Origin of the sequence: Pseudomonas sp. P97.38, assembly GCF_001269745.1 — a bacterium.
Lineage (GTDB): Bacteria > Pseudomonadota > Gammaproteobacteria > Pseudomonadales > Pseudomonadaceae > Aquipseudomonas > Aquipseudomonas chlororaphis_E.
Genome location: NZ_LHVJ01000028.1, coordinates 144,751 through 164,743, shown reverse-complemented (window position 1 = coordinate 164,743; position 19,993 = coordinate 144,751). Strand labels below are relative to the sequence as shown.

Here is a 19,993-nt window from a genome sequence, read left to right as displayed (position 1 = left end):
GCGGGCTTGCTCGCGAATGCGGTGGGGCAGCCAACGCTGATGTCGACTGATCCGACGCCTTCGCGAGCAAGCCCGCTCCCACAAGGAACAGGCCCGCCGACAAATACTGTTGCTTACGCGCCCTTGGCCGACGGCAGTTTCGATACCAGGCGCAGCGACACGGTCAGCCCTTCGAGCTGGTAGTGCGGACGCAGGTAGAACTTGGAGTTGTAGTAACCCGGGTTGCCTTCGACTTCCTCGACGATCACTTCGGCCGCCGCCAGAGGGTGCTGGGCCTTGGTGGTCTCGGTGGAGTGCGCCGGGTCCCCGTCGACGTAGTTGAGGATCCAGTCCTGCAACCAGCGCTGCATCTCGTCCTTCTCTTTGAAGGAACCGATCTTGTCGCGCACGATGCACTTCAGGTAATGGGCGAAACGGCAAGTGGCGAACAGGTACGGCAGGCGCGCGGCCAGGTTGGCGTTGGCGGTGGCGTCCGGGTCGTCGTACTCGGCTGGCTTCTGCAGCGACTGGGCGCCGATGAAGGCCGCGAAGTCGGTGTTCTTCTTGTGCAGCAGCGGCATGAAACCGTTCTTCGCCAGCTCCGCTTCACGGCGGTCCGAAATGGCGATTTCGGTCGGGCACTTCATGTCCACGCCACCGTCGTCGGTCGGGAACGTGTGGGCCGGCAGGTTCTCCACTTCACCGCCAGACTCCACGCCACGGATGCGCGAGCACCAGCCGAAGTGCTTGAACGAGCGGTTGATGTTCACGGCCATCGCGTAGGCGGCGTTGGCCCAGGTGTACTTGGAGCTGTCGGCGCCGTCGGTGTTTTCTTCGAAGGCGAAGGCCTCCACCGGGTCGGTCTTGGCGCCGTATGGCAGGCGCGCCAGGAAGCGTGGCATGGTCAGGCCGATGTAGCGCGAGTCTTCCGATTCACGCAGCGAACGCCAGCCGGCGTACTCGGGCGTGGTGAAGATCTTGGTCAGGTCGCGCGGGTTCGACAATTCCTGCCACGAGCCCATGCCCATCACGGTCGGCGAGGCGGCGGAAATGAACGGGGCGTGCATGGCCGCGCAGACTTTCGACAGTTCGCCCAGCAGTTCCACGTCCGGTGGCGACTGGTCGAAGTAGTAGTCGCCCACCAGGCAGCCGTATGGCTCGCCGCCGAACTGGCCGTATTCTTCCTCGTACATCTTCTTGAAGATCGGGCTCTGGTCCCACGCGGTGCCCTTGAACTTCTTCAGGGTCTTGTGCAGGTCGGTCTTGGAGATGTTGAGCACGCGGATCTTGAGCTGCTCATCGGTCTCGGTGTTGTTGACCAGGTAGTGCAGGCCACGCCAGGCGCTTTCCAGCTGCTGGAAGTCGGGGTGGTGGATCACTTGGTTGACCTGGGCGGTGAGCTTGGCGTCGATGGCGGCGATGATCGATTCGATCGACTTGATGGCGTCGTTGGACACCAGGTCAGTCTGCGCCAGGGCCTGCTCGGCCAGGGTGCGCACGGCCGTCTCGACGGCCTCGCGGGCACGTTCGGTCTTGGGTTTGAACTCTTGCAGCAGCAGGGAGGCGAATTCGCTGGTCTCTTCGGTTGCGCCGAGGTTCTGGACGCCTTCGCGGGCGGTATTGTCAGTCATGATCATTGGTCCTGTGCTGGCTTCGGCGCGCTCGCCAGGGCCTGCAACAGCGCTGGGTCCTTGATCGCCTTCATGATGATTTCTTCAGCGCCGGTCTTGCCGTCCATGTAGGTCAGCAGGTTGGCCAGTTGGGTGCGCGCTTCGAGCAGCTTGTTCAGCGAGTCGACCTTGCGCGCCACGGCGGCGGGGCTGAAGTCGTCCATGCTTTCGAAGGTCAGGTCCAGGCTCAGGTTGCCTTCGCCGGTCAGTTCGTTGGGCACATGGAACGCCACGCGCGGTTGCATGGCCTTGAGGCGCGAGTCGAAATTGTCGACGTCGATTTCGAGGAACTTGCGATCGGCCACCGGTGCCAGAGGCTCGGCGGGCTTGCCGGCGAGGTCAGCCATTACCCCCATGACGAAGGGCAACTGGACCTTTTTCTCGGCGCCGTAGAGCTCGACGTCGTACTCGATCTGCACTCGAGGCGCGCGGTTGCGCGCGATGAATTTCTGAGAACTTTGCTTCGCCACGTTGCTGCTCCTGGTCGCTTGAGCGACGGTGTTGGCGTCATCGGTGGTACCGGTGACGTGACTGCGTGATCCGTTCGCTTTTATTCGCTATCTGGGCCGCGCAGGTTTTCAAATTGACTCATGCCGTCGGGAATCAGGTTGCGCACGATTGCCGCAAAATCGGCGTGCACCAGATTCTTGGCCCGGTTCAACAGCACCGGCAGGGGGCTGGAGGGCTCGTGACGGGTGTAGTAAGCGAGAATCCGATCAAGGCTGCGCAGCACGTCGTCGCGGTTGGCGATTTCGCCGCTGGCGGCACGCGGTGCGCCTGGCACGCTGGTGACCGCGCCGCTGGAAGGAGCGCCATCTAGCTCGTCGGGCGCGCTGTCCTCGTCGACTGGCGCGGCGCTGTCGTCGTTCTTCGGGGCGAACTGACCGAGGATCTGCAAGGCCATCTTGAGCGGCTGCTTCAGTGGGCCGAGGTCCACGCCCTGGGCCGAACCCACCTGGTCGCTGACCTGCTGTTCGATGGCTTCGGCGGCGCTGCGGGCTTGCGACAAGGCCGCACGGGTGATCTCCAGTTGCTCGGCATCGCTGTCGCGCAGGGCGCCGGCCAGCTGTTCGGCGCCGAGGGTTTCGTCGGCGAAACTTTGCAGGCCGCTGGCGTTGGCGGCGGCGCGCAGGCTGACGGCACCGAAGGTGCGCGAGCGGGCCAGGATGCTTTCGCGCACCAGGCGAATGGTCGTGTCGGATGTCAGGCCGGCGAGGGCATTGATGCGCACGGTGGGGTCGTTGTCGTCATCGGCGTCCAGGCGCGGATGCAGGTCGGCCCAGTATTGCTTGAGCAATTCGCTGATCAGGGTCAGCGAGCTGGCCAGCCCCGGAAGGCCTTCGAGGGCCAGGGAGCTTTGCAGCAGGAAATGGGTAATGCGCAGGTCTTTGCTGCGTTGCAGCAAGTCCAGGCTCTGTTGCTGGATGCTGCGCCATTCAGGGGGTTCGGCAGGCAGGATCGAGTCGCCCATGCTGCGCTCGGGCTGGCCTCGGGAATCGCGTTCCAGGCGCAAGAAATCCGCGTCATATTCCAGGTCTTCACCGCAAGGCGAGTTCGCGGAAACGGCGGCGAGCAGCAAAGGCACATCCACTTGGATCGATCTCCCTATCGCCCGTGCACAATGAAGTCGGGCAGTTCACGCAAGTTCCGGATGGAACTTCACATGTCTCTTGACGGTAATGGCCCGATAGATGCGCTATGATCTTAAAGTGCCATCATTGATATTCAAGAAGTTGTGCATTTTTGGTGTAGTACTTATCGCTTGTCAAGGTAAGCTATTTCGACTCTGTTACAGTTGTGAGGCGCTTAACAACCCACGCGACTGGCAGGTCGAGGTAGGTACCGAGAGCGGTTTTTTGTCATGCAGGCCGGTTAAGATCAGCCATCATGCTGGCAAAAAGCCGTTTCGCGGTGCTTTGCAAGGTTTTTGGCGTGTCGCCGGGGTGGTTCTCCGCCGGCTCGCCCACGCGCGAAGACGTGCGCAGAAGTATTCAGCAAGGAGGCGAGATGCCGCTGTGTTTGACTATCACTAGTTATCACAAGATTACCCCGGGTCAGTGTTCTGAAAAGTCCATGGACCAGGGGGTGATGGCAATTGGCCGTAATTCCGATAATGATTGGGTATTGCCGGACCCGGAGCGCCTGGTATCCGGCAAACATTGCGTTATTCAATACAAGGACGGGCGCTATTATTTGACCGATAACAGCACTAATGGTGTGGAATTGGTCAAGGCTGGCGTTCGCTTGCGCAAAGGCAACAGCGAGCCATTGCAGGATGGCGAAGTGATCCGCATCGGCGATTATGAAATCCAGGTGCGCGTCGACTTCAATCTGCCGGTCACCGACAGCAACCCGTTTGCCGAATCGCCCAGCAGCTTCGAAGCCTTGATGGGGCGCCAGGGCGCCGCGGCGCCTGCCCCCATGCCGGTGTCGATGCCGATGACGTCGCCTGCGCATTTCCAGGGCGGGTCGGCCATGGACACCCTGCCGGACCTGTTCGATTTCCTGGCGCCCTCCAGTGTTCCGCCGGCCACCCAGCCCGATCATGTGCCCGCCCAACAGCACGATTTCCGTCCCCCGACGCCGATTCCACGGCCTGCGCCGCCGCCCGTGGTCGAGCCGGTGGCGGTCAACCCTGGCTCGGTGATCCCGGAAGACTGGGACCTGTTCAGCGACAAGCCGGCACCCGTGGCGGTGCCCCCTGTCGCCGTCGCGCCGCCGCCTGTGGCGCCGCCGATCATCGAGCCGATACCGATCCCCGTCGCCCCCGTGCCGGTCCCGCCGGTGGCCGTAGCCGTCGAGCCCGTGCCGCTGCCTGAAGCGCCGGTCACTCGCTTAGACGCACCGGTGCCCCGTGCTGAAGCGCCGGCGGCCCCGGTCGACAGCCTCCAGCCCGATCTGCTGCAAGCGTTCCTGCGTGGCGCCGGGCTGGACCAGTTGCGCCTGGACAAGGCCCAGGCCGAGGCACAGATGGAAAGCATCGGTCGCAGCTACCGGTTGATGGTCGAAGGGCTGATCGATGTCTTGCGCGCTCGCAGCAGCCTCAAGGGTGAATTCCGTATCCAGCAGACGATGATCCAGCCGGTGGAAAACAACCCGCTGAAGTTCGCCCCCAACGTCGATGAAGCGATGCTGTTGCTGTTGCGCCATGGCAATCAGGCGTTCATGGCGCCGGACGCGGCGGTGCGGGACAGTTTCGATGACCTGCGTGCGCACCAACTGGCGGTGATGGCCGGGGTGGAGGCCGCCATCAAGCATCTGCTGGCGCGTTTCGAGCCGGCGCAACTGGAAGAACGCATGGGCAAGCCCGGCGGGCTTTCGGGTATTTTCAGCGGCTCGCGGCAGGCCCAGTACTGGCAGCAGTTCACCGAGCTCTACAGCAATATTTCCCGGGAGGCCCAGGAGGATTTCCAGGACTTGTTCGGCCGTGAATTCAGCCGCGCCTACGAAGAACACAGCACACGACAGCGACGCCGTTGAGCGTCGCCGTTCGATAACAATACTCACAAGCACACAACGGATAGCTCAAACGTCATTGAGGACGCAGGATGATTCCCAGGTTTTTACTCGCAGTCGCCACCGCGCTTCTGCTGACGGCGTGCGCCAAGGATGGGGCCAAGTCCCAGCCCGACGAGGCTGAAGCCGACACCGCCGCCGTCGAGCTGCACTTGCATGCCATTGCCGGCCTCAACCCCGGCGCCACCGGCCAGCCGGCCCCGGTGCGGGTGCGCATTTTCGAACTGAAAAATGCCGCCACCTTTGCCCGCGCCGATTATTTCGCCTTGGCCGAACGGGCCCAGGCGACGCTGGGCGCCGACCTCATCGACCAGGACGAGGTGCTGATCCAGCCCGATCAGCAACTGAGCCTGCAACGCGACCTCGACCCGGCCACGCGCCACATCGGCATCCTGGTGGGCTATCGCGAACTGGATCAGTCGCTATGGCGCACGGTGTTGAATGTCCCGCCGCGCCAATACACCGAATACCAGATCAGCCTCGACGTGCGCGCCGTGCGCAGCAGCGTCGTCGTCCCCCCATCCAGCCCTGCCCAATAAGCAATCGGAGCCCCCATGTCCTGGAACAATCGCGTGGTCTGGTCGGAAGGCATGTTCATTGGAACGCAGCACTTCCAACAGCACGACCGTTACCTGGAAAACCTCATCGACGCACGCAGCCGACCGTTGTCGGCCGGCGCCTGGGGGTTTTCCGAATTGCTGATCGACCAGGGCCTGCTGGCCCAGGGCAAGCTGGCGATCATCTCGGCACGGGGCCTGTTGCCGGACGGCACGCCTTTCAACATCCCCCACGATGACCTGGCGCCGACCCCGCTGAACATCGACGACAACCTGCGCGATGGCCTGGTGTACCTGGCCTTGCCGCTCAAGCGTGCCGGTGCCCGTGACACCGTCGATGAAGGCGAGGCCCTGGGCGCCGCGCGCTACATCAGCCAGGTCAGTGAAGTGCGCGACGACAACGCACCCTTCGAGAACCGTGCCCCGGTGGCCCTGGGTGCCCGCGCGCTGCGCTTGCTGACCGCCGAGGATGGCATCGGCGACTACGCGGCCATCGGCGTGGTGCGCATCAAGGAAAAACGCGCCGACCGGGCGCTGGTGCTCGACGACACATACATCCCGCCGCTGCTGGATGTGGTCGCCTCCAAGCCCCTGGCGGCGTTTCGCAGTGAGTTGCTGGGCTTGTTGCATCAGCGTGGCGAAGCCCTGGCCGGGCGGGTGGTGGCATCCGGCGCCGGTGGCGCCTCGGAGATCGCCGACTTCATGCTGTTGCAACTGGTCAACCGTGCCCAACCGCTGATCCAGCACCTGAGCCAGGTGAGCCCGTTGCACCCCGAGCGGTTCTACAGCGAACTGGTGGCCCTGGCCGGGGAGTTCTCGACCTTCACCGCCTCCGGTCGCCGACCGCAGGAATACCCGCAGTACCAGCACGATGACCTGGCGTTGAGTTTCGCCCCGGTGATGCAAGCGCTGCGCGAAGCCTTGTCGATGCTGATCGACAGCAAGGCGACGCCGATTCCGATTGTCGAGAAAGCCTACGGCATCCACGTGGCGATGCTGGCCGACAAGACCCTGCTCGACAGCGCCAGCTTCATCCTGGTGGTGCGCGCCGATGTCCCCGCCGAAACCCTGCGCAGCCGTTTCGGCCAGCAGAGCAAGGTCGGTTCGGTGGAACACATCCGCGACCTGGTCAACCTGCAACTGCCGGGCATCGGCCTGCTGCCGTTGCCGGTGGCGCCACGGCAATTGCCGTATCACGCCGGTTCCACCTACTACGAGCTCGACCGCGGCAGCGACCACTGGCAGCAACTGAGCAACTCCGGCGGCTTTGCGTTCCACATCGCCGGTCAGTTCCCGGGCTTGAACCTGGCTTTCTGGGCGATCCGAGGATAAAACGCGATGAGCAACGACGATCGTACCCAGTTCATGCCGACGCCCGGTGGCCGTGGCGCGGACCCCTTCCGCCAGGACCCGGGACGCCCGCAACCGGCCCCCGCGCCCCTGTCGATGCCGGCCGCGCCGGTGCTGACCGGCAAGGCCCAGGGGCTCAACCCGCTGGAAAGCGCCGCTGGCCCGCTGCTGGCCTTGTTGACGCGCCTGCGCAACACCATCGCCCACCCGGCCCCGGCCAGCTTGCGCGCGCAACTGTTGGCCTACCTGCGTCAGTTCGAAGAGCGCGCCGAGGCCGCCGGCGTGGTGCGCAACGACGTGCTGCTGGCGCGCTACGCCTTGTGCACCGCGCTGGATGAAGCCGTACTGAGTACGCCGTGGGGCGGCACCAGTGACTGGGGCAAGCAAAGCCTGTTGATCACTGTGCACAACGAAGCCTGGGGCGGCGAGAAGGTGTTCCAACTGCTGGAGCATTGCCTGCAAAGCCCGCGGGAACGCCTGTACCTGCTGGAGCTTTTGTACCTGTGCATGTGCCTTGGGTTCGAGGGGCGCTACCGGGTGATGAACGACGGTCGCAGCCAACTGGAAGCGTTGCGCGAGCGCACCAGCGCGGTGATCCGCAGCGCCCGTGGCGAATATGAACGCGAGCTGTCGCCCCATTGGCGCGGTGTCACCGTGGCCCGTGATCGACTGGCGCAGTTCATGCCTCCATGGATCGCCGTGGCCATTGGCGCGGCGCTGCTGCTGGCGCTGTTGTTCGGCCTGCGCATGAAGCTGGCCTCCGACGCCGAGCCGGTGTTCAAGAACATTCACTTGCTGGGCGAAATCCCGGTGCAGACCATCGACCGTCCCGTGGTGCAGCCGAAACTGATCGAGCGACCACGCCTGGCCGGGTTCCTGGCCGATGAGATCAAGGCCGGGCGGATTGCCGTGGAAGACGCCGTCGACCGTTCGGTGGTGACCATCCGGGGTGATGAGCTGTTCGCCTCGGGCAGCGCCAGCATCAAGGACGATTTCCAACCGTTGATGCTGCGCATCGCCGATGCCGTGCGCAAGGTCAAGGGCCAGGTCCTGGTGACCGGCCACAGCGACAACCGTCCGATCGCCACATTGCGGTTCCCGTCCAACTGGGCACTGTCCGAAGCACGGGCGCGCTCGGTGCTGGACATTCTTTCGGCCAAGACTGGCCAGCCCGAGCGCTTCAGCGCCGAAGGCCGCAGCGACACCGAGCCGCTGGCGTCCAACGCCACGGCAGAGGGCCGTGCGCGCAATCGTCGGGTTGAAATCACCGTATTGGCGGAGGGGGTCGAGTGAAGGCGTTTTTCAGTTTTATGATCCGCTGGGTCATCCCGTTGCTGGGGCTGATCGCCCTGAGCCTGATCATCTGGTTCGTAGGCCCGCTGCTGGATTGGCTGGTGCCCGAAGGCCGGCGCTGGGCGTTGATCATTCTGGTGTTCGCGGTGTGGATCGCCTACCGCGTGTTCCGCATCATCCAGGCCCGTCGCCAGGCTGCCGAAGTCATGCGCAGCCTGGCCGAGCAGACACCGCCCGACCCCACCAGCATCGCCACCGCCGAAGAGCTGGAAACCCTGCGCCAACGCATGGATGAAGCCCTGGCGCTGCTCAAGAAAGCCAAGTTGGGCGGTGACGAACGTCGCAATCTCTACGAACTGCCGTGGTACGTGATCATCGGCCCACCGGGTTCAGGCAAGACCACGGCGCTGGTCAACTCCGGGCTGCATTTTCCGCTGGCCGCGCAACTGGGCGCCGGTGCGGTCCGTGGCGTGGGTGGCACGCGCAACTGCGACTGGTGGTTCACCGACCAGGCCGTGCTGCTCGATACCGCCGGCCGCTACACCACCCAGGACAGCGACGCGACCGTGGACAAGGCCGCGTGGCTGGGCTTCCTCGGCCTGTTGAAGAAACAGCGCGCCCGTCGCCCGATCGACGGCGCGTTCATCGCCATCAGCCTCTCCGACCTGCTGCTGGGCAGCGAGGCCGAGCGCGCCGCCCATGCGGCGGCGATCCGTCTGCGTATCCAGGAGCTGTACACCCAACTGGGCGTGCGGTTCCCGATCTATCTGATGCTGACCAAGCTCGACCTGGTGCCGGGGTTCATGGAGTATTTCGATACCCTGAGCAAGGAAGAGCGCGCCCAGGTCTGGGGCATGACCTTCGCCCTGGACGATGGCAAGGGCAACGACAGCCCGCTGGCGCACCTGCAAAGCGAGTTCGCCGGCCTCGAGCAGCGTCTCAACGACCGCCTGGTGGAGCGCCTGCAGCAAGAACGCGACCCGGCGCGGCGTGACCTGATCTACGGTTTCCCGCAGCAGTTCGGCGCCTTGAAAGATTGCCTGCAAAGCTTCCTGGAGGGCGTGTTCAAGCCCAACGCTTTCGAAGAGCGAGTGTTGCTGCGTGGCGTGTATTTCACCAGCGGCACCCAGGAAGGCAGCCCGATCGACCGTTTGATCGGTTCGATGGCCCAGAGCATGAACCTGGACCGCCAGCACCTGGCGCGCCAGACCGGTACCGGGCGCAGCTATTTCATCGAAAAACTGTTCACCGCCGTGGCCTTCGCCGAGCGTGGGCTGGTGGGCGTCGATCCCAAGGTCGAACGGCGGCGCAAGTGGATCGCCCGAGGCGTGCTGGCCTCCACCGTGGTCCTGGTGCTGGTGGTCGGGACCTTGTGGTGGGTCAGCTACCGCGCCAACCAGGCGTACATTGCCCAGGTCGACCAGAAGGTCGCGCCGCTGGGCCAGACCGTGCAGAACCTCAGCCCGGCCCAACGCGATGTGCTGGCGGTGTTGCCGCTGCTCAACGCGGTCAAGCACCTGGCCGACGATGCTCCCGACTGGGCCGAGGGCCTGGGGCTGTACCAGGGCGACATGCTCGAAGCCGAGTCTGGCAGCGTGTACCGCAAGCTGCTGATCGCCGTGTTCGGGCCGCGCCTGCTGACCCGGATCGAAGAGCAACTGCACAGCGGCGGCAATTCGGATTTCCTCTACGAAGGCCTGAAGGCCTACCTGATGCTCGCCGACACCGAACATTACGATGCCGACTTCATCAAGGCCTGGATCGCCCTGGATTGGGACCGCACCCTGCCGCGTGACCTGCCGGCCGAACAGCGTGCGGCCCTGAACGAGCACTTGCAGGCGTTGTTCGAGCGACGTCCGCCGACGGCGCGCCTGGACCCGCGCCTGATCGAAGACCTGCGTCGCCAGTTGCAGCAACTGCCCGTGGCGCAACGGGTCTACGACCGGATCAAGCGGCAGAAGCTGCCCGACGGCATCCCGGATTTCCGCATCAATGAAGCCGCCGGACGTGATGCTGCGCTGGTGTTCAGCCGCAAGAGCGGCAAGCCGTTGGGCGAGCCGCTGAGCGGATTCTTCACCGTCAAGGGCTACCGCCAGGGCTTTCTGCTCACAGGCCTCAGCCAGGCCGGGACTCTGGCTGAGGAACAGTGGGTCCTGGGCTTTGAGCAGGCCGACCAGCAGAACGTCGCCAGCCTCGCGGCGGACGTGCGGCGCCTGTACTTCCAGGACTACCAGCGCCAATGGGACGCCCTGCTGGCCGATATCGACTTCGTGCCGATCACCAGCGTGGCCCAGGCCGCCGATGTGCTGCGGGTGATTTCCGGGCCGACCTCGCCGTTGAAAAAGCTGCTGGTGGCGGTGGCGAAGGAAACCGACCTGCAACAGGATGAGCGCCTGCTGGCCGCCCAGGGCGCGCCAGCGGAGGGCGGGGTGGACAAGCTCAAGGAGCGCCTGGGCAGTTTGCTCGGCCAGGAGCAGGCACCGCAGGACGCGCCCCAGGCCAATGACGATCCGATTACGGCGCACTTTGCCGAGCTCAACAGCATCGTCAGCAAGAAAGAAGGCGAACCGGCGGCCATCGATGGCCTGCTGGCCGACATGAACGCGCTGTACGTGCAGGTCAGCGCCATGGTGGGCGCCAGCGGCGACGCCTTGCTCGGCGAAGCCAAGAACCAGGCCCAGGCGGCCGCTACTCGGGTCAGTCTCAATGCCGAACGCCAGCCACCGCTGGTGCAGGGGCTGGTCAAGTCGGTGGTCAACTCCACCACCAACAGCATGATGGGCGGGGTGCGCAACCAACTGAACGCTGCCTGGACCAGCGAAGTGGTGAACATCTATCGCCAGTCCCTGGCCGGCCGGTACCCGATGTCGCCGGGCAGTGCGCGGGACGCGACCCTCGACGACTTCGGCCAGTTCTTCGGCGTCGGCGGGGTGATGGACAACTATTTCCGCAAGTACCTGCAACCCTACGTGGACACCTCCACCCCAACCTGGCGCTGGCAGCCGGGCGCGGCGCAGAAACTGGGCATCGCCCCGGGCGTGCTGCAGACCTTCCAGCGCGCGGCGGCCATTCGCGATGCGTTCTTCCGTTCCGGCGGGACCCAGCCGATGGTGCGCTTCGAGCTCAAGCCGGTGGCGATGGATTCGACCATCACCCAATTCTTGCTCGACCTCGATGGCCAGCAGTTGAGCTACGACCACGGCCCGAGCCGCCCGACCGCCATGCAATGGCCGAACCCGGGCAGCATCGGCGTGGTGCGGATCTCGATCATGCCGCCGTCCTCCAGCGGCCGCTCCGGCATCACCCTGGACGGGCCGTGGGCCTGGTTCCGGCTGCTGGAGCAATCGGACCTGACCGCCGGCAACTCGCCGGACCGCTTCAACCTGCGGCTGCGGGTCGATAACGCCAGTGCTTCCTACGAGCTGCGGGCCAACAGCGCCTTCAACCCGTTCAAGAGCCGGGTGCTCAGCGGCTTCAGCCTGCCGGAGCGGCTATGAGTACGCCGGGCTTCTATGGAAAGTTGGCCAGCCGTGGGGATTTCGTCAGCCGTGGCTTGCCCCAGAGCTTCATCGGCCCGTGGGATTCGTGGCTGGCGGCGGGCCTGCTCGCCAGCCAGAGCAACCTCGGCGAGCGCTGGCTGGATGCTTATCTGGTCAGCCCGCTATGGCGGTTCCTGGTGGCGCCCGGTGTGTGTGGGCCGGACGCCGCGGCCGGGGTGGTGATGCCGAGTATCGACCGGGTCGGACGGTATTTCCCGTTGACGGTCGCGGTGTTGCTGGAGCCCGACGCGGACCCTGCGTCCGTGGTCGGCGGTGCGGACGACTGGTTTGAACGGGTGGAAAACCTGTTGCTGAGCACGTTGAACGTGGAAGCCAGTTTCGAAGCGTTCGGCGCCGAGCTGGACAGCCTCGGCAGCCCGATGTACCTGCCGCGCACCCCGGGCGGCCGGTTCGCCAGCCTGCATCGCTTCGATGCCACCGACCCGCAGCGGCGCATGAGCGCCCTGGCCGAGTCGGCCTGCGAAGGCGCGAGCCTGTGGTGGGGCCAGGGTTCCGAGCGCATCGCGCCTGGCCTGATGCGCTGCCAGGGGCTGCCGGCCGCCGCTGATTTTGCGCAATTTTTGCTTGGCCAAGAAGGTGTTGTGTAGATGCGTCCAAGTGCCGGAAAAGCATTCAAGTCTGCGAGCAAGAGCCATGTCGGCATGGTCCGCCAGGTCAACGAAGACGCCTGCCTGGACCTGCCGGAGCACGGCTTGTGGGTGGTCGCCGATGGCATGGGCGGGCACGCGGCGGGCGACTACGTCAGCAGCCTGATCGTCGACAGCCTGCGTGGCATTGCCGTGGGCCGTTCGCTGGAAGAGTACGTCGCGGCGTTGCAGAGCGACCTGTTGCGGGTCAACGCGGCCGTGCGTGAAGAAACCGCCAACCGTGGCGTGACCATGATGGGCAGCACCGTGGTGGTGCTGGCGACGCGCGACCTGCGCGGCATGTGCCTGTGGGCCGGCGACAGTCGCCTGTACCGCCTGCGCGACGGCGTGCTGGAGGGCATCTCGCGGGACCACAGCTACGTCCAGGACCTGCAGGACAGCGGATTGCTTAGCGAAGCCGAGGCCCGGGTGCACCCACGGGCCAACATCGTCACCCGGGCCATCGGCGTCGAGGCGCAGTTGAACCTGGCGATGGTCGAACTGCTGCTGGTGCCCGGCGACAGCTACCTGCTGTGCAGCGACGGGTTGACCAAGACCGTCGAAGACGAAGAGATCCGCGAAGTGCTGAGCCATGACGACCCCGGCGAAATCGCCAGCAGCCTGGTGTCCCTGGGCCTTAGGCGCGGTGCGCCGGACAACATCACCGTGGTGGTCGTGAAGGTGCCGTCATGAACCCTGCCCTGAACATCCAGATCCCCGGCTATGACATCGAGGGCGAGATCGGCGAAGGCGCGATGGCCAGTGTCTACCTGGCGACCCAGCGCTCGCTGGAACGCAAGGTCGCGCTGAAGGTCATGGCCGCCGCCCTGGCCGCCGACCCGACGTTCTGCGAGCGCTTCCTGCGTGAAGGCAAGACCCTGGCGCGGCTGTCGCACCCGCACACGGTCACCATCCATGACATCGGCAATGTCGGTGAGCTGTACTACATGGCGATGGAATACCTGCCCAATGGCACGCTCAAGGAACGCATCGCCGCGGGCCTGACGCCGGAGCAGGGCCTGGTCTACATCCGCCAGATCGCCTCGGCCCTGGGTTACGCCCATGGTCTGGGCCTGGTGCACCGCGACGTCAAGCCGGCGAACATCCTGTTCCGTGCCGACGGCACGGCGGTGCTTTCGGACTTCGGCATCGCCAAGTCCCTGGACGACCGCACCCAGTTCACCCAGGCCGGCTTCGCCGTCGGCACGCCGAGCTACATGAGCCCGGAACAGGCCCGCGGGCAGGATATCGACGGTCGCGCCGACTTGTATGCCCTGGGCGTGGTGCTCTATGAGATTCTCGTCGGCAAGCTGCCGTATACCGGCAACGACGCATTGTCCACGGCCCTGGCCCACCTGACCGAACCGTTGCCGGAGTTGCCGGTGCACCACGGCCGTTACCAGGACGTGCTGCGCAAGCTGTTGGCGAAGGATCCGGCGGAGCGCTTCCCGGATGCGGCGGCCCTGCTACGGGCGCTGGACAACCTGCCCGCGGATTCGAACGAGGCGACGCTGATCCGGCCGTTGCCGCTGCCGGTGACGACCAAGCCCGTGGGCGAGGACCTGGCGGGATTGACGCCGGTGTCCATCGACATCCCGAGCGGCCCCGCGCAGCCGCAGTCCCGTCCCCAGCCGACACCGACGCCACCGCCGGTGAGCCCGCCGCCGCGCCCGCCCGTGGCATCGGCCCGCAAGACCCCGGTGTTCGCCCTGGCCGCCGTCGCGGTGGCCGTGGCGCTGGCGCTGGGCGGCGCGGGTTATTGGTGGTTGTCCGGTGATGACGGCAAAGCGGCGAAGCCCCCGGTGGCCTCCACGCCTTCGTCGAGCAAGCCCCCGGTGAAGACGCCGCAAACACCCCCGGTGAAGACGCCCGAAACCCCAGCGGCCAAGCCGCCGGTGAGCCCACCCGTGGCCACTGAGGCCGACGGTGGCCAGCGTCCGCTGTTGATGGCCGGCAAGAAAACCTTGTTCCAGCGGGTGCTGACCAAGCCGGGGGCAAAGCTGGCCGATGCGCCGGGTGCCGCGCCCGGCAAGGACCTGCCGGCGTTCTCGGTGCTGTACGTCTATCAGCGCAAGGATGTCGACGGCAGCCCGTGGGTGCGTGTGGGCGCCGCCACCGATGGTCGCAGCGACGGTTGGTTGCCGGCCGCCCAGGTCAGCGACTGGAAGCAGAGCCTGGTGCTCAAGTTCACCGAACGTTCCGGCCGCGCGCCGGTGATGTTCCTGCGCCAGCCTGGCGAAGTGGAGAAACTGCTGGCAAACCCCTCCGCCGCCAGGAATGTGCTGCTCAAGGCCCAGCAGAGCCCGTCCGACAACCAGCAGGTGCTGGCCCTGGAGCCGGCCGCCAGCGCCGTGCCGGAGAAACAGTTCTACCTGCTGCCGATCTTCGACTCCCGCGAGAGCCTCGACGAAAACGGCCAGCCGGTGCAATTGCTGAACGTGGCGTCCATCGACCCGGGCAATACGGCCAAGGCGGCGTCCGGCAACACGCCGATCCTCAATGCCAACGCCGACGCGTTTCGCACCGCCGTGGTGCTGGTGGTGGACACCACGGTGTCCATGCAGCCGTACATCGACCAGGTGCGCGACGTGGTGCACCAGTTGCAGGCCCGGATCGCCGAGCGTGGCGAGCTGGACAGTGTCAGTTTCGGCATGGTCGGTTTTCGCAGCAGCGTCAAGAAAACCCCAGGCCTGGAGTACGTGGCCAAGACCCTGATCACCCTGGACCAGGGCCGCGACCCGCAGCGCTTCATGGACCTGGCGCGCCAGGTCAAGGCGTCCACGGTGTCGAGCCATTCGTTCAACGAAGATGCGTTTGCCGGCGTCATGGAGGCGGTGGAGGGCATGGACTGGTCCGGCTATGGCGGGCGCCTGATTCTGCTCGTCACCGACGCCGGCGCCCTGCGCAAGAACGATCCCTTCGCCGCGACGCAGATGAACGAAGCCGAGGTGCGCCAGGCGGCGCTGGGCAAGCAGATCAAGATCTACGCCTTGCACCTGCTCAGCGACGCCGGCAAGAAGACCCACGCCGGTGCCCAGAGCCAGTACCGCACCCTGACCGCCGACGCCAACCCGCAGATCGGCGACTTGTACATTCCGGTGCCGGGCGCCGATGTGCGCAAGTTCGGCGAGCGCGTCGACGAGATCGGCACGGTGTTCGCCGACCTGGTGCATCAAGTGCGCAGCAACAAGGAACAGAGCGTGCCGCAGTTGAGCGCCGCGCCGAGCCTGGCCGACAAGTCGGCGGCGGTCGGCTACGCGATGCACATGGATTTCCTGGGGCGCAAGAGCGCCAGCCAGGCGCCGCAACTGGTCAGCGCCTGGACCGCCGATCGCGACCTGACCAACCCGGCGCTGCCGGCGTTCCAGGTGTGCGTGATGCTGACCAAGCTGCAACTCAACGACCTGCAGCAATCGCTGAAGCTGATCGTCGACGCGGCCCGCAAGACCCAGAGCTCGCCGAAGGATTTCTTCCAGGAAATCGCCAGCGCCAGTGCCTACATGAGTCGCGACCCGTCGGCCTTGCGCAAGGGCGGCAACCTCGCCGACGGCGGGATCCTCGGCGAATACCTGGAAGGGCTGCCGTACCGCAGCAAGTCGCTGAACATGACCCAGGACTTGTGGTTGTCCTTGAGCGTGGCCGAGCAGGAAGACTTCATCGACGAGCTGGATTCGAAAATCCGTCTCTACGAAACCTTCCACAACGACCTGGCGAACTGGGTGCGTTTCGGCGATGCCGAGCCGGGTGATGCCTTGTACCGCGTTCCGTTGTCGACGCTGCCGTGATGCTCGACATGACCGCGGTGCACAAAAGCCGAGGCGCTGGCAGCCAGCGCTACAGCCTGGTGATCCCACGGCTGCAATTGCGCGCCGGTGAGCAACTGGCGGTGGTCGGCCCCAGTGGGTGCGGCAAGAGCACGCTGCTCGACCTGCTGGCCCTGGTGTCGGCGCCGGACCAGGCCGGGCGGTTCGACTTCACGCCCGCCAACACGCCACTGGACATCGCCCGGTTGTGGCGCGGTTCCGGGCAGGGCGCCTTGGCGCAGTTGCGCAGCCAGCACCTCGGTTACGTGCTGCAAACCGGTGGCCTGCTGGGTTTTCTGGACGTGCGCGGCAACATCGAGCTGTCGCGCAAGCTGCTCGGCTTGAAGGACGACGGCAGCGTGACGCGCCTGGCCGGGCAGTTGGACATTGCCGACCAACTGGACAAGAAACCGGCGGACTTGTCCGTCGGCCAGCGCCAGCGCGTCAGTTGTGCTCGGGCCCTGGCCCATGGTCCTCGGCTGTTGCTGGCCGATGAACCGACCGCCGCCCTCGACCCTTTGAACGCCGAGCGCGTGATGCACCTGCTGGTGGCCCAGGCCCGCGAGTACGGTGTCTGCTGCGTCGTCGCCACCCACGACGAGGCGCTGGCCCGTGCCAGCGGCTTGCAGGTGCGTCGCATCAGTTGCCGTCGCGATGCCGACGGCGGCGTCACCGCCACGCTTGGGGAGGCTTGCTGATGCGCAGCACGCTGGTGGCTTCCCTGGCCTGGCAGGATTACCGCAACGATGCGTGGCTGTCGGCGTGCTCGGTGCTGGCGCTGGTGGCGGTGGTGGCGCCCTTGCTGGTGTTGTTCGGGCTGAAGTTCGGCCTGGTCAGCAGCCTCACCGAGCGGTTGCAGAACGACCCGGCCACCCGCGAGATCATCCCCCTGGGCGGTGGCCGCTTCAGCGCCCAGTTCATCGAGCAGTTGGGTCAGCGTGGCGACGTTGCCTTCGCCTTGCCGCGCACCCGACAGATCGCCGCGACCGCCGAGTTGAGCCGCGACGCTTCGCCGGTCACCGTGGAAATGATCCCCACGGCAGCCGATGACCCTTTGCTCCAGCGTCTGCCGGTGCCGCAGGGGCTGGACCAGGTGGTGCTCAGCCAGACCGCCGCGGAAAAACTCGGGGCCAAGGCGGGCGATTGGTTGCAGGCCAGTTTCGGCCGCCAGGTGGCCGGTCGCAGCGAGGCGCAGCGCACGCAGGTCCAGGTGCTGCACGTGCTGCCGCTGGAAGCCTTCGCCCGGGACGGCCTGTTCGCCCCGCTGGCCTTGTTGGAGGCGGCCGAGGACTATCGCGACGGTCGCGCGGTGCCGGCGTTCAACTGGCCCGGCGAAGTGCCGGGTGTGGCGGGGCAACGGGTGTACCCGGCGTTCCGGCTGTACGCCCGCGGCCTCGCTGACGTCGAGCCGCTGCGCCAGTATTTCGCCGCGCAGCACCTGCTGGTGTCGACCCAGGCCCAGACCATCGCCCAGGTGCAGTCGCTGAGCCGCAATCTGTCGATCGTTTTCTGGATCATCGCCGGGCTGGCCCTGGCCGGCGCCTTCGCGGCCATCTTCGCCGGGGCCCTGGCGGCGGTCGAGCGCAAGCGCCGGGAATTGTCGGTGTTGCGCCTGCTGGGGGTGTCCACCACTGCGCTATTGTTGTTCGTGGTGTTGCAGGCGCTTTACAGTGCCGGGCTTGCGGCCCTGCTCAGCGCCGGGCTGTATGGCCTGGCGCAGTCGGGGCTGAATTATCTATTTGCGCAGCTGCCGGGCGAATACGCCAGCCATCTGCTGCTGCGTCACTACCTGTTGGCCCTGGTGGCCGTGCTCGGCGTCAGCGCCGTGGCGGCGGCATGCGGTGGCTGGCGTGTGGCGCGCATCCAGGCCAGTGAAGGAATCCGAGATGTATAAGTTATTAGCCGCTGCCGTGGCGTTGAGCCTGGCGGGCCTGGTTGCCCTGCCTCATTCGGCGAGTGCCGACGAGGCCAGCGACAAGCTGGACAACCCCAAGCCGTTGCCGGATGACGTCAGCCTGCCGCTGCCTTGTGAAGGGCAGATGGTGTTCCGTTACGTCTACATCCTGGCCCAGGGCACCCTCGACGACCGCGAGATCAGCCTCGGCTACCCGTTCAGCGAGGGCGAGGCCGGTTACCAGCAGTCGTTCATTTCCGGTTACCGGCGCGATTTCATCAACGGCCAGTTCACCCTCAAGGACCTGCCCAAGGACTGGAACAAGACCATCACGCCGTTGATGCCCAAGACCGACGCCAAGACGCCGCTCAAGCCGATGCTGTACTTCATCGGCAAGTACGAAGTCACCGCGCGCCAGTACGCCCAGGTCATGGCCCAGGCCCAGTCGCTGGCCAGCGGCGAACCGGCACCGGCCTGCGAGGCCTTGCAGGCCGACCTGCCCCAGGGCGTGGCCGGTCGGCTGCCCAAGGTGAAACTGTCGAAGTTCGAGGCTGAGCGTTTCTCGGCGGTGTACAGCGCCTGGCTGATGAAGTACCACAAGGACCTGCTGCCGGTGAGTGGGCGCGGCACTGCCGCTGAGGACGGTGGGCTGGGCTTCGTGCGCCTGCCCACCGAAGTCGAGTGGGAGTTCGCCGCCCGTGGCGGGCAAGCCGTCAGCCGCCAGGACCTGGAGGGACGGCTGTTCCCCCGGCGCCTGGAAGGCAGCGAGAGCGACGGGCCGCTGGCCGACTGGGCGGTGTTCAACCAGGTCGCCGGCGGCACCGGCCAGGCCGCACGGCTGATGCCGATCGGCACCAAGCTGCCCAACCCCATCGGCTTGTTCGATGTGGTGGGCAACGCCGCCGAAATGGTCCAGGAGTCTTTCCAACTGGTGCACGCCGGGCGTCGTCAGGGTGCCTATGGCGGCTTCGTGGTCAAGGGTGGCAACTACCTGGAAGGCGAGGGCACGCTGTTCACCGGGATGCGTCGCGAGTACCCGCTGTTCGCCGCCGACGGCACCGAGCAGAGCAACGAAACCACCGGCTTCCGGGTGGCGGTCGGGGCGTTGTCGGCGCCGCGTTCGCGCTACAAGGAACTGTTTGCCCAATGGCAGAAAGAAGGGCGCCTCGCGTCCCTGACCGACGCCATCGACGATGCCGAAGACCCGACCAAACGCCTGGACAGCATCATCGCCGCCAGCGTCGACCCGCGCCTGCAAGCCGAGCTGGGGCTGGTCAACGAAGAGCTCAAGCGCAACGTCTCGCTCATCGCCCAGCAGCGCGAGGAAGCGGCCGGCAACCTGATCCAGTCGTCGGCCCTGGTGGCCGAGACCGTCAACAACTACAACATCCGCCTGACCAATCTGCAGAACAGTCGCCAGGCGGCCCTGGATGCCAGGGACGACGCCAGTGCGCAATTGTTCGCCACGGCCATCGACAACGGTCGCAGCGCACTGGAGGGCGCCGTGGCGATCTACATCGACAACCTGGCCACCGGCACGCGCTACACCGATGCGGTGATCCAGGCGCAATTCCAGCGCGTCAAGGAAGAGCTGGAGCGCAAACCGGTACTGGGCAAGAGCCTGGTGGCGCGTGCCACGTTATTCGTTCGCCATGTCGGGGATTATCGTCAGCAAAAACGAGCCGACCCGGCGGCGATATTGAAGGAATTGCTCGCATCGAGCGCTCAGCGGTCTTGAGCGTTCG

Annotated in this window: 14 protein-coding genes; 11 read left to right on the top strand and 3 right to left on the bottom strand. The window is 65.7% G+C overall.

Annotated features, from left to right (window positions below; translation table 11 throughout):
* Nucleotides 1-113: 113 nt before the first annotated feature.
* The 3 genes from tssC to tssA all read right to left on the bottom strand — a co-directional run bounded on the left by tssC (nucleotide 114) and on the right by tssA (nucleotide 3,240).
* Nucleotides 114-1,610 carry a type VI secretion system contractile sheath large subunit gene (tssC, locus tag AD664_RS23675; protein WP_047735743.1) on the bottom strand — a complete coding sequence of 499 codons (1,497 nt, stop codon included), beginning with the start codon at nucleotides 1,608-1,610 and terminating at the stop codon, nucleotides 114-116.
* A gap of 2 nt (nucleotides 1,611-1,612) precedes the next feature.
* Nucleotides 1,613-2,119, bottom strand: a complete 507-nt coding sequence (gene tssB, locus AD664_RS23670) for a type VI secretion system contractile sheath small subunit (protein ID WP_003177230.1) — start codon at nucleotides 2,117-2,119, stop codon at nucleotides 1,613-1,615.
* An 80-nt stretch (nucleotides 2,120-2,199) separates the two neighbouring features.
* Nucleotides 2,200-3,240: a type VI secretion system protein TssA gene (gene tssA / locus AD664_RS23665; RefSeq protein ID WP_053150338.1), complete on the bottom strand. Its 1,041-nt coding sequence runs from the start codon at nucleotides 3,238-3,240 to the stop codon at nucleotides 2,200-2,202.
* Between the two features lie 416 nt (nucleotides 3,241-3,656).
* On the opposite strand from tssA, the gene tagH reads away from it, so the two are divergent.
* The 11 genes from tagH (at nucleotide 3,657) to AD664_RS23610 (ending at nucleotide 19,986) form a co-directional block, all read left to right on the top strand.
* Entirely contained in the window at nucleotides 3,657-5,129 is a 1,473-nt protein-coding gene (gene tagH, locus AD664_RS23660; RefSeq protein ID WP_053150335.1) for a type VI secretion system-associated FHA domain protein TagH, read from the top strand.
* Between the two features lie 68 nt (nucleotides 5,130-5,197).
* Nucleotides 5,198-5,704: a type VI secretion system lipoprotein TssJ gene (gene tssJ, locus AD664_RS23655; protein WP_053150333.1), complete on the top strand. Its 507-nt coding sequence runs from the start codon at nucleotides 5,198-5,200 to the stop codon at nucleotides 5,702-5,704.
* Between the two features lie 15 nt (nucleotides 5,705-5,719).
* Nucleotides 5,720-7,054: a type VI secretion system baseplate subunit TssK gene (gene tssK, locus AD664_RS23650; protein ID WP_053150330.1), complete on the top strand. Its 1,335-nt coding sequence runs from the start codon at nucleotides 5,720-5,722 to the stop codon at nucleotides 7,052-7,054.
* Nucleotides 7,055-7,060: 6 nt separating this feature from the next.
* Nucleotides 7,061-8,365 carry a DotU family type VI secretion system protein gene (locus tag AD664_RS23645; protein ID WP_053150327.1) on the top strand — a complete coding sequence of 435 codons (1,305 nt, stop codon included), beginning with the start codon at nucleotides 7,061-7,063 and terminating at the stop codon, nucleotides 8,363-8,365.
* Nucleotides 8,362-11,862 (top strand): type VI secretion system membrane subunit TssM, encoded by a 3,501-nt coding sequence (tssM, locus tag AD664_RS23640; protein ID WP_053150324.1) that lies wholly within the window; start codon nucleotides 8,362-8,364, stop codon nucleotides 11,860-11,862. Before AD664_RS23645 ends, tssM begins: the two co-directional genes overlap by 4 nt.
* On the top strand, nucleotides 11,859-12,512 hold the full coding sequence (gene tagF, locus AD664_RS23635) for a type VI secretion system-associated protein TagF (RefSeq protein ID WP_053150321.1): 654 nt from the start codon (nucleotides 11,859-11,861) through the stop codon (nucleotides 12,510-12,512). Before tssM ends, tagF begins: the two co-directional genes overlap by 4 nt.
* A complete protein-coding gene (locus AD664_RS23630) occupies nucleotides 12,513-13,244 on the top strand; it encodes a PP2C family serine/threonine-protein phosphatase (RefSeq protein ID WP_042731534.1) in 732 nt (243 codons plus the stop codon). It abuts the gene before it with no gap.
* On the top strand, nucleotides 13,241-16,336 hold the full coding sequence (locus tag AD664_RS23625) for a serine/threonine-protein kinase (protein ID WP_053150319.1): 3,096 nt from the start codon (nucleotides 13,241-13,243) through the stop codon (nucleotides 16,334-16,336). Before AD664_RS23630 ends, AD664_RS23625 begins: the two co-directional genes overlap by 4 nt.
* Entirely contained in the window at nucleotides 16,336-17,052 is a 717-nt protein-coding gene (locus AD664_RS23620) for an ABC transporter ATP-binding protein (RefSeq protein ID WP_053150316.1), read from the top strand. Before AD664_RS23625 ends, AD664_RS23620 begins: the two co-directional genes overlap by 1 nt.
* The gene (locus AD664_RS23615; RefSeq protein WP_053150313.1) at nucleotides 17,052-18,248 is read left to right on the top strand and encodes a hypothetical protein; all 1,197 of its coding nucleotides are present in this window, start codon (nucleotides 17,052-17,054) and stop codon (nucleotides 18,246-18,248) included. Before AD664_RS23620 ends, AD664_RS23615 begins: the two co-directional genes overlap by 1 nt.
* Nucleotides 18,241-19,986 (top strand): SUMF1/EgtB/PvdO family nonheme iron enzyme, encoded by a 1,746-nt coding sequence (locus tag AD664_RS23610; protein WP_053150311.1) that lies wholly within the window; start codon nucleotides 18,241-18,243, stop codon nucleotides 19,984-19,986. Before AD664_RS23615 ends, AD664_RS23610 begins: the two co-directional genes overlap by 8 nt.
* Nucleotides 19,987-19,993: the final 7 nt, after the last annotated feature.

Bases quoted from the DNA above. Each gene is read 5' to 3' on its own strand.
- tssC (WP_047735743.1), bottom strand. From the start codon at position 1,610: ATGACTGACAATACCGCCCGCGAAGGCGTCCAGAACCTCGGCGCAACC.
- tagH (WP_053150335.1), top strand. From the start codon at position 3,657: ATGCCGCTGTGTTTGACTATCACTAGTTATCACAAGATTACCCCGGGT.
- tssJ (WP_053150333.1), top strand. From the start codon at position 5,198: ATGATTCCCAGGTTTTTACTCGCAGTCGCCACCGCGCTTCTGCTGACG.
- tssK (WP_053150330.1), top strand. From the start codon at position 5,720: ATGTCCTGGAACAATCGCGTGGTCTGGTCGGAAGGCATGTTCATTGGA.
- AD664_RS23645 (WP_053150327.1), top strand. From the start codon at position 7,061: ATGAGCAACGACGATCGTACCCAGTTCATGCCGACGCCCGGTGGCCGT.
- tagF (WP_053150321.1), top strand. From the start codon at position 11,859: ATGAGTACGCCGGGCTTCTATGGAAAGTTGGCCAGCCGTGGGGATTTC.
- AD664_RS23630 (WP_042731534.1), top strand. From the start codon at position 12,513: ATGCGTCCAAGTGCCGGAAAAGCATTCAAGTCTGCGAGCAAGAGCCAT.
- AD664_RS23625 (WP_053150319.1), top strand. From the start codon at position 13,241: ATGAACCCTGCCCTGAACATCCAGATCCCCGGCTATGACATCGAGGGC.
- AD664_RS23620 (WP_053150316.1), top strand. From the start codon at position 16,336: ATGCTCGACATGACCGCGGTGCACAAAAGCCGAGGCGCTGGCAGCCAG.
- AD664_RS23615 (WP_053150313.1), top strand. From the start codon at position 17,052: ATGCGCAGCACGCTGGTGGCTTCCCTGGCCTGGCAGGATTACCGCAAC.
- AD664_RS23610 (WP_053150311.1), top strand. From the start codon at position 18,241: ATGTATAAGTTATTAGCCGCTGCCGTGGCGTTGAGCCTGGCGGGCCTG.